This window comes from Microbaculum marinum (assembly GCF_037855135.1).
GTDB lineage: Bacteria > Pseudomonadota > Alphaproteobacteria > Rhizobiales > Tepidamorphaceae > Microbaculum > Microbaculum marinum.
In genome coordinates, this window is the sequence record NZ_JAZHOF010000006.1 from 416,809 (window position 1) to 425,405 (window position 8,597).

The 8,597-nt window shown below is 69.6% G+C and carries 9 protein-coding genes and 1 pseudogene; 2 read left to right on the forward strand and 8 right to left on the reverse strand.

Annotation, left to right across the window (positions count from 1 at the left end; translation table 11 throughout):
- Positions 1-125: 125 nt before the first annotated feature.
- Positions 126-1,565: an MFS transporter gene (locus V3328_RS16675; protein WP_340330818.1), complete on the forward strand. Its 1,440-nt coding sequence runs from the start codon at positions 126-128 to the stop codon at positions 1,563-1,565.
- A gap of 58 nt (positions 1,566-1,623) precedes the next feature.
- Here V3328_RS16675 and V3328_RS16680 read toward each other — a convergent pair whose 3' ends face one another.
- The 8 genes and pseudogenes from V3328_RS16680 to V3328_RS16715 form a co-directional block, all read right to left on the reverse strand.
- A complete protein-coding gene (locus tag V3328_RS16680; RefSeq protein WP_340330819.1) occupies positions 1,624-2,733 on the reverse strand; it encodes an SH3 domain-containing protein in 1,110 nt (369 codons plus the stop codon).
- A 172-nt stretch (positions 2,734-2,905) separates the two neighbouring features.
- The gene (locus V3328_RS16685) at positions 2,906-3,553 is read right to left on the reverse strand and encodes an SH3 domain-containing protein (protein ID WP_340330820.1); all 648 of its coding nucleotides are present in this window, start codon (positions 3,551-3,553) and stop codon (positions 2,906-2,908) included.
- A 97-nt stretch (positions 3,554-3,650) separates the two neighbouring features.
- Positions 3,651-4,310: an HK97 family phage prohead protease gene (locus V3328_RS16690; protein ID WP_340330821.1), complete on the reverse strand. Its 660-nt coding sequence runs from the start codon at positions 4,308-4,310 to the stop codon at positions 3,651-3,653.
- A 264-nt stretch (positions 4,311-4,574) separates the two neighbouring features.
- Positions 4,575-5,060 carry a hypothetical protein gene (locus V3328_RS16695; RefSeq protein ID WP_340330822.1) on the reverse strand — a complete coding sequence of 162 codons (486 nt, stop codon included), beginning with the start codon at positions 5,058-5,060 and terminating at the stop codon, positions 4,575-4,577.
- 147 nt (positions 5,061-5,207) lie between these two features.
- Positions 5,208-5,411 (reverse strand): hypothetical protein, encoded by a 204-nt coding sequence (locus tag V3328_RS16700; RefSeq protein WP_340330823.1) that lies wholly within the window; start codon positions 5,409-5,411, stop codon positions 5,208-5,210.
- Between the two features lie 168 nt (positions 5,412-5,579).
- Positions 5,580-6,131, reverse strand: coding sequence for a hypothetical protein (locus tag V3328_RS16705; protein WP_340330824.1), 552 nt, complete (start codon positions 6,129-6,131; stop codon positions 5,580-5,582).
- Positions 6,132-6,206: 75 nt separating this feature from the next.
- The gene (locus V3328_RS16710; RefSeq protein WP_340330825.1) at positions 6,207-7,397 is read right to left on the reverse strand and encodes a phage portal protein; all 1,191 of its coding nucleotides are present in this window, start codon (positions 7,395-7,397) and stop codon (positions 6,207-6,209) included.
- A gap of 454 nt (positions 7,398-7,851) precedes the next feature.
- Positions 7,852-7,983 (reverse strand): annotated as a pseudogene (locus V3328_RS16715) (ATP-binding protein); the annotation flags it as partial.
- Between the two features lie 275 nt (positions 7,984-8,258).
- On the opposite strand from V3328_RS16715, the gene V3328_RS16720 reads away from it, so the two are divergent.
- A partial coding sequence (locus V3328_RS16720) for a hypothetical protein (protein WP_340330826.1) occupies positions 8,259-8,597 on the forward strand: 339 nt, incomplete at its 3' end.

An 8,597-nucleotide genomic window follows, 5' to 3' on the forward strand; every position in this document is an offset into this window, starting at 1 on the left:
ATGCCGCTTCCCCCGTCCCGCTCGTCCCGGTGACACCCGCGAGCCGGCGCATAGACCCGGCGAAGCCGCCGCTTCCCCCGAATCCTGCTACAAACGCGGCCGGACGTTCCGGGAGCGGCTGGCCGATGCGGATCACCGACGACAACCGGCATGCCTTCATCCTCGGCGCGGCGAGCTGCGTGCTGGGGCTGGTGGTGCTTGACGAGACCGTCGTCGGCGTGGCGCTGCCGACGATGCGGACGGACCTCGGCATCTCGCAGCTCGAGAGCCACTGGATCGTCAATGCCTACCTTCTGACCTTCACCTGTTTCGTCGCCGTCGGCGGCCGGCTCGGCGACCTGTTCGAGCGGCGCCTCGTCTTCGCGGCCGGCGCCGGCATCTTCGCGCTCGGATCGCTGATGGCAGGCCTGGCGCCGACCGGCGGGCTGCTGATCGCGGCGCGCGCGGTGCAGGGGATCGGCGCGGCGGTCACCTTCCCCGCCTCCTTCGCGATCCTGACGGCGACCTTCCCGCCGCAGCGGCGCGGCGCGGCCTTCGCGGTCCAGACCACCATCGCCGGCACCTTCATGGCGGCCGGGCCGCTGGTCGGCGGCGTGTTCTCGCAGGCTCTGTCGTGGCGCTGGATCTTCCTGGTCAACCTGCCCGTCGTCGCGGCCACCGCGATCGTTCTGCTCGCGGCCCTCAGGCCGTCGGCGGCGGGCAAGCCGGCCTTCGATGCCGGAAAGTTCGACTATCCCGGACTGATCGGCCTCGTCGTCGGCCTGTCGGGCCTGGTCATCGCGCTGATGCAGTCGAGCGACTGGGGCTGGACCTCGCCGAAGACGCTGTCGATGCTCACCATCGGCGCCGTGGCCACGTCGGCCTTCGTCGCCATCGAGCTGAAGCGCGCCGCCGCGCTTGAGCGCGGTCGCGGCGCAGCGCCGCTCATCGAGCTCGATCTGCTCAGGATCCCGACCTTCACCGGCGGCAACCTGATCTTCGCGGTGTTCCAGTTCGAGAAGATGGCGATGTTCATCTTCGTGGCGCTCTACCTGCAGCACGGCCTCGGACGCTCGCCTGTCGAGGCGGGGCTGACGGTCACCGTGGCGATCCTGCCGACGCTGGCGACCTCGCGCCTCGCCGGCCGCCTGCGCGACACCCTCGGTCCGCGCCCTCCGTTGATCGCGGCGCTGCTGGTGACGGCCGCGACGATCTTCGTCATCGGCCTGGCGACGATTGCCGCGAGCCACTGGCTGATCGCGGTGACGCTGATCGTCTGGGGCGCCGTCATGCCCGGCATCGCCGTGCCGCTGCGGCCCGCGCTGATGGGCGCGGTGCCGGCCGACCGGCAGGGTCAGGCGAGCGGCGTCAATCTCTCCATCCAGATGCTCGGCGGCACCTTCGGCATCGCGCTGTGCAGCGTGCTGCTGGCCTCGACGTCTGTCTACTGGCCGGTCTTCGCCGTCACCGGCGCGGCGACGCTGGTCGCCGCCGGCATCGCCTGGACGTTGGTCGAGCGGCCGCCGGACGGCAAACGCCCGCCCCACGACGGTGGGACGGGCGCTGCGAGACCCGGCCGGCGCTGACCGCGCGCCGGCGCAGGATCCGGCGGCTGGCGCCGCCGTCTCCCGGACGTGTGGTGGCTTATCCGCCGGTCGCGCGCTCGCGCATCTCCTCGGCGGCCTGGTTTATCTCCTCCTGCGTCGGCTGACGCTGGCTGTCGACCCGGGCCGAACCCTCGATGCCGATCCCGGGGGGGTTCTGCGCCCCGTTCTGGCTCCGGCTCTGGCTCGGAGCCTGGTTCGACTGGTTCGACGACTGGTCGCCGGTGCGCGACTGACGCTCCTCGTAGGCCTCGCGCATCTGACGGGCCTGGTCGAGCATCTCCTGACGCGCCTCTTCGCGCATCGCCGCCTCGCCGGCGGTCTGTCCGGCAGTGCGGTCCGCCGACTGATTGGAGCCGTCATTGGCGTTGTTCGACTGCTCGCTCTGGCGATCGTTGTCGTCCTCGCGGTTGCCGTACTGGTCTCGGTCGCGATCGCGGTCATCGTCGTTGCGGCCATAGCGGTCGCGGTCGTCCCAACGGTCGTCATCGTTGCGGCCGTACTGGTTGCGGTCGTCGTCCCACCGGCCGTCATTGCGGCCGTAGCGGTCGCGATCGTCCCAGCGGTCGCCATCGCGGTCGTCGTCGCGCCGGCTGTAGTCGCGATCGTAGTCCCGATCGCGGTCCCAGTCCCGGTCACGGTCCCAGTCGCCGCTGTAGCGGTTCCGGTCGCGATCCCGGTCCCAGTCACGATCGTCGCGGGTGTAGCGGTCGTCGCGGTCCCAGCGATCATGGTCGCGGTCGCGATCCCAGTCGCGGTCGCCGTAGCGGTCGCGGTCCGGGCTGTACCACGGACGGTCGCGGTAGTGGCGGTCGGCGTAGTCGCCGAAGCTGAACGAGATCAGCGGCAGGTCGACACGCGCGCCCCAGTCCGGCAGCGGACGCCAGCTGTTCTGGTAGTAGTACTGCAGGTAATCCGAGAACACCCAGCCGCGGTAGTTGCCCCAGGACACGTCGCACCAGTCATAGCCCTGGACGCAGCCGTAGACGTTCACGGGGCGGCCGTCCGGGACGGTGGTGATGACCTGATAGCGGGTGCTCGGACCCGTCCGCATGTTGAGGTCGGCGGTCACCTCGGCCTGCTGCGCCATCGCGGGGATCGCCGTCGTCGCGAGCAATGCCGTGGTGAGGGTGGTAAACAAGACTTTCATTGTTGTCCTCCTGTTGCTGGTTCTGTGGGGCCAACAGGAGGTGTTTGGATAAGTTCCGCCGAACAGGGTATGACTTTTGAGAATACCCGTCACGAACCTGTCTATGTTTCGCCTGCTTTCGACTGCACCCGTGACGCGTCTTGGGCGATTCTGTTCTGCCGTCTTCGCGGCGTCACTGCGCGATGACATGCTCCGGCGGAAAATCGCTGCCTGTGACTTGGTCGGTCTTGTCGCCGACATGCAGGTCGTCGCCGCCGTAGCCGTCGTCGGTGTTGCGATCTGCGAAACCGGGCTCCGGCGGCTCGTACTGCTCGCTGCCGTCGCCGCTGTCGCGGCGGTGCACCAGTTCGTTGTCCCAGGTCTCGGTGTCCGTCATCTCCCCGTCCAGCCTCGACTCCAGGTCGGGCGGCGGCGCCGCCGGCCGGTCGCGGACGTCGTAGGGCCCCGGGTACCACGGCGTGTCGCGGTAGTACCGCTCGGAATAGGCGTCCGGGTCGTAGGAGACGAGCGGCACGCCGATCTCGTCGCGCCAGTCCGACATCGCCCGCGCGCTGCCGCGATAGGTGTAGTCGAGGTAGTCGGCGAACACCCAGCCGCGATAGGCGCCCCAGGCGACGTCGCACCAGTCGTAGCCCCGCACGCAGCCGTAGACGTCCACGCCGCCCCCGTCCGGGACCGTGGTGATCACCTGGTAGCGGGTGCTGGGCCCGGTGCGGATGTTGAGGTCGGCGGTGACCTCTGCCTGTTCGGCGAACGCAGGCACTGCCGTCGAGGCGAGCAGCGCCACGCTCAGAACCGTGAGATAGCGCGTCCTGGTCATGATGCCTCCGGTGGGTTGAATCCTTGCAGGTTCAACCGCACGCGCTCCGAATGGTTCCGCCGGGTTCCCCGGCTCCGCCGCCGTAGCCCTTACGTACTCAGGCGCCATCCGCCTGGCGCGCCGCCCGCACCATCGCTGCCGCCCGCCTGATCGCGGCGACGGCGTCGGGCCCCTCGGCCGCGACGGCCCAGGGCGACCGCTTCACCTGGTCGACCCGCGCCTCCGGCAGCATCGGGAAGGTGACGACGGAGATCTCCCACAGGTCGATCTCGCTGAGCCGCCGCACGCCCGTCCTGGGGTCGGTGCGGCCCTTCACGGTCCGGAACCCGATCGACAGCCCGTCGAGCGCGCCCGCCCGCATCAGGCTCAGCACTTCGCGGCCGCGCGCCACCTCCTGCATCAGCCGGCCGCGCACGTAGAGGCCGATGCGGTCCTCCTCGATCGTCTCCCAGACCCCGATCGGCTCGGCGGGATCGTGCTGGAACAGCATCTTGACGCCGGCCGTGCCGCGCGCCGCCAGGCTCGCCGCGAAGGCGCCGGCCTCGACCAGGTCGCCGCCGAGGTCGGCCTTGCCGAAGATCGAGGCATAGCCGCCGAAGCAGCCGTCGGCCTCGACGGATTTCAGGTCGAGGGCGGCGAACTTGCGCTCCCGCTCGTAGGGGTCCGCTCCCGCTACCACGCTGCCGCCGGTGGTGGCGCGGCGGCGGGTGGCGCGGCTGGCGGCGCGAAGCCTCCGGCGGCCCGGTGTCTCGGTCATGTCCGTCTCCGTGTGGAATGCCGGCGCGGGCCGGCGGCGATCCCGGCGAGGGCGTCGGCGAAGTCCGCGAAGACGCGGGCGGGATCGGGTTTCGTCCCGGCGCAGGTCGGCGCCTCCGATCGGATGGCGCAGGCAGGCCGGTGCGGCTGCAGTCGCGGCATGGCGTGTGCGATCCTCCGGTTGTGGAAAAACAACAGGCGCGGACGCCGCCCGGTCCGGCGCAAGCGCCGGCCGTCGGCCCGCCGCTGTCGGGAACCTGCGAAGTTACTGGTGCTGCACGGTAATCGTGCGGCCATACATCCGCGCCTCGTGCGAGGGCGCGCTGACGGTGCGCCACTCGAACTTCAGGACGTGCCGTCCCGGCGCGACCTTCGGGAACACGAATCCGAAACTGCGCGGCGACAGGTAGCCCGGCGAGTCGTATTCGAACTGGATGCTGGCGGGCGTAGCCGTTTTCGACCCGTCGATGACGGGCCGCACCTCCATGATGTAGTCGGCCCTTGGAAGCGCAGACAGGCGGACGACCACGCATCCCGGCTCGTCGCCGCGCTGCCGGAAGACGATCCGGCTCTTCGGCAGAAGCACGTACTCGGTCGAGGTCGTCGTCGCGCTCGTCTCCGTCGTCCGATAATGCGTCTTGGGCGTGTTGCAGCCACCCTTGGCCGCGACGGCCGGCTGCGCGGCAAGGACGGCCGCGATCGCGACCGCTGCCGGACCGAGGTACCGCCGCCGAATTCGTACAGGTTGCATGGCTTGGCTCCCTTCGCGGGCGCCGCGGGGCGAACCGCGACGAGCGGCCTTCTGGATCGCCCGCCGGCATCTCGGATTTGCCGCGGCATTCCGCGAGGGAAGGAAATTAGCCGCCTCGGCACCGATTGTAAAATCCGCGGCAGGCGCTCACCGCCCCCGGTTGCGCAGCAGCCGCTCGACATAGGCCACCGCCGTGACGAACTCCTCGAAGCGGCGGTTGGACCGCGACAGTTCCCTCAGCGCGAACCAGGCCAGCCCCGTCGCCGCGCAGGCCCACAGGAACAGCGCCAGGTGCGCGAGGTCGCCGCGATCGAGGATCGCGTCGACGGCGTGGGTGAGCGCGTCGGACATCGGTGTCTTTCCGGCAAGTGGGCGCGCTCCCGCTGCGGCCGCGCGGGCCGGGCGATCGGAAGCGGACATGAAAAAGGCGGGCGCTGTGTGCACCCGCCTTGCGGTTTCTGCAGGCCTTGAGGGACGGCCGGTCGGCCGCGGCGGGCCGCGGCGCGGTGGCGTTCGCCGCTACTTGGAATACCAGACGCTGGTCATCCGCGGGCCGAGGCTGACGGCCTTGTTGGGATCGTTCGGATTCCACTCGATGCTGACGGTGTGCTTGCCCGGCTTCACGTTGGTCAGCACGAACTCCATACTGTGGGTGCCGTAGAACAGGTCGTCGTTCGAGGTCAGCAGGATCACCCCCGGCGCCATCAGCTTCTTGCCGTCGAAGACGGCGCGCATCAGCAGGTTGCCTTCCAGCACCGAGGAGGCGGTCGCCGAGAACCGGACGATCACGCAGCCGCGCCTCTTCATCCGGAAGCTGACCGTGGCGTCCTCCACCGGGGTGTAGCTCGGGGTGGTGGTCCAGATCGTGTTGGCGCCGGTGGCGAAGGCCGTGCGGAACGTCTTGCAGGTGCCGGACACCTCGTTGCTGGCTGCGGCGCTGTCCTGGGCCTGCGCGGGCGAGCCGGCGAGGCCCCCGACGGTAACGGCGACGGCTGCGACGGCGGCGGCCAGGACGGCGGCGCGGGCCCTGCGGCGGAGCGCGGCCAGGTCGATTGCGGTGGAACGGCTCATTGCGAAGTCACCTCGTCCGGCAAAGCGTGGGATGGCGGCCCTTGTAGCCGCCCCCCGGCGCGACCGCAATGGCGCTCAGTCCGCCGCCCCGTATCCCACCGCCAGCCGCTTCTCGTCGTCCGACAGGAAGTCGGCCGCCGTCAGCCGCGCCCACAGCGCCTCGCGGTCGGCCGACAGCGCCTCGACCGCGTCGAGGTCGACCGACAGCCGCAGGCCATCGCCGAAGGCCGGCCCAAGCCAGTGGGCCAGCGCCTGCGCGGTGCGGCCCACCATCGGCAGCACCGACTGGCGCCACAGCGCCCGGTTCGCCTCCTGGTAGTTCGCATAGGTGTTGTCGCCGGGGATGCCGAGCAGCATCGGCGGCACCCCGAAGGCGAGCGCGATGTCACGGGCCGCCTGGTGGCGGGCCTCCATGAAGTCCATCTCCTTCGGGCTGATCCCCATCGCCTGCCAGGCGAGCCCGCCCTCCAGCAGGAGCGGCCGGCCGGCGTTCGAGGCGCCTTGGTAGTTATCCTCCAGCTCGCGCTTCAGCCGCTCGAACTGCTCCTGGCTGAGCGCGCCCTCGCCCTCGTAGACCAGCGCGCCCGACGGCCTTGCGGCATTGTCGAGCAGCGCCTTGTTCCAGTCGGCCGAGGCGTTGTGCAGGTCGAGCGCCATGCCTGCCGCCTCCAGCGGCCCCATGCCGTAGTGGTCGTCTGAGGGATGGAACAGCGTCAGGTGCAGGATCGGCGCCGGCCCCGAGCCCGTCTCCATCCGCCCCTGGTCGAAGCGCACCGAGCGCCCCGACACGGTGTACTCGTAGGCCTCCGGCCAGCCGTCGGCGCCGGGCACCACCTTCATCCGGTCCGGCCTCAGCGCGTGCAGCTCGCAGATCTCGCCGGCCACGCCGGCCGCCTCGATATATGCGTTGCCGGAGACCAGCAGATGGCCGTACACCGCCTCCATCAGCTCCGCCCCCGAGCGCCGCGCGTTGGGCCTGGCCAGCAGCGTCAGCAGCGGATGCCGGTCGAGCTCCCGCTCGCCCTCGTGCAGCAGCCACGGCACCGAGGCGGCGGCCTCGCAGATCAGCCGCACGCAGCGGTAGACGACCGGGTTCTTCTGGAACCCCTCCCGCGTCAGCGCCGCATAGTCGCGCGGCGTCCACACCGGCCGCCCCTGGGCATGGAAGGCGATCAGCCGGCCCGTCGCCGACGCCTTAGCCTCCGGCGGCCCGGAACCGCCCCCGGCGGCGAACAGGCGGGTGAGGAATGTCGGAAATGAGACCACGTCGGGCTCCGTTTTCTGGTGTCGGAAGACTGCGAATCGTGCCGGCCGTCCCCGCCGCTGCGCGGCGGCCCCCTCTCCAACTCTCCCCCACAAGGGGGGAGAGGGGCGCAAGGCGCTGTTCGAGGTACCTCGATCATCTTCAGGCCGAGCAGCAGAATCCTGGCTTGCAAGCTGCGACGGGCAGTCGCTCCAAGGGACCCTCTCCCCCCTTGTGGGGGAGAGTTGGAGAGGGGGGTGAGCCCCGGTGCCGCGGAGCGGCAGCGAAAGCGCAGCTTTCGCAGGGGCGAACGCCCGAGGCTCGCAGCCGAGGGCCGGGGGTGCATCGCGCACAGCGGCAGCGGAAGCAACGCTTCCGCAGGGCGGACACGCGCTCCGCTCCGGCGGAGCGCCGGGGGAGCAGCCCGCGCCGGAGGCCGGCTCGATGCCGGCCTTCGGCGCCCCAGTTTCACCCCCCTCACAGCCGTCGCACCCGCGGCTCCGCCTGCGGCGTCAGCGCCAGCTCGCTGACCGCCCAGACCAGCGCGTCGAGGCGGTCGGGGCTGCGGCCGTCGGACAGGCCGTCCAGGCCGAAGTCGCACACTTGGTCCATTTTGCCGAAAACGCAATGCGATCAAGTAGTTGCGTTTTTTGCCAATTGATCGACAAACCATGAACGGCACCGGAACATTTCGAGACTTTGTAAAACAGATTCCAAGGCGGGAACGTGCGATTAGACGGGCCCGTTGGTCCGTCGTCGAGCACGCCGTATCCTACTCTGTCGAGCGCGCGCCCTGGCAAAGTGCAAACTTTCTGAGCCTCAGCGCCGCATATTGATCCGCGAGGCTGGAATGTGATGCAGTGCGAGCCAAAAGGGATCTGTCGATGAAACTGGCCTACGATGCGCTTCCTGCGATCTACGATGTGTCCTTTTCGGACGAAAAATGGATCTCGACCCTCGATGCGGTGAGTGCGGCCGCCGGGGCCAATGGCGCCATGCTTTTCGGCATCAACGAGACGGAATTCATCTACCAACTCGACTTTGCCAGCTCGTTCTACGCCGACAAGCTGCCCTTGCTGCCGATATTCATGGAGAATTTCGGCCACTACGACCGGTTCGGCCGCGAGTTCCTGCTGAGCGTGGAACCCAACAGGCCCATTTCGGATCTCGATATCTGGCCCGGCGAAGATCTCTGGAATCGCCCGGACATGATCTTCATGCGC

What these genes read in the sequence shown, in the direction of transcription:
- V3328_RS16700 (WP_340330823.1), bottom strand. Translation starts at nt 5,411, where the DNA reads ATGTCCGACGCGCTCACCCACGCCGTCGACGCGATCCTCGATCGCGGC.
- V3328_RS16675 (WP_340330818.1), top strand. Translation starts at nt 126, where the DNA reads ATGCGGATCACCGACGACAACCGGCATGCCTTCATCCTCGGCGCGGCG.
- V3328_RS16685 (WP_340330820.1), bottom strand. Translation starts at nt 3,553, where the DNA reads ATGACCAGGACGCGCTATCTCACGGTTCTGAGCGTGGCGCTGCTCGCC.
- V3328_RS16680 (WP_340330819.1), bottom strand. Translation starts at nt 2,733, where the DNA reads ATGAAAGTCTTGTTTACCACCCTCACCACGGCATTGCTCGCGACGACG.
- V3328_RS16705 (WP_340330824.1), bottom strand. Translation starts at nt 6,131, where the DNA reads ATGAGCCGTTCCACCGCAATCGACCTGGCCGCGCTCCGCCGCAGGGCC.
- V3328_RS16695 (WP_340330822.1), bottom strand. Translation starts at nt 5,060, where the DNA reads ATGCAACCTGTACGAATTCGGCGGCGGTACCTCGGTCCGGCAGCGGTC.
- V3328_RS16690 (WP_340330821.1), bottom strand. Translation starts at nt 4,310, where the DNA reads ATGACCGAGACACCGGGCCGCCGGAGGCTTCGCGCCGCCAGCCGCGCC.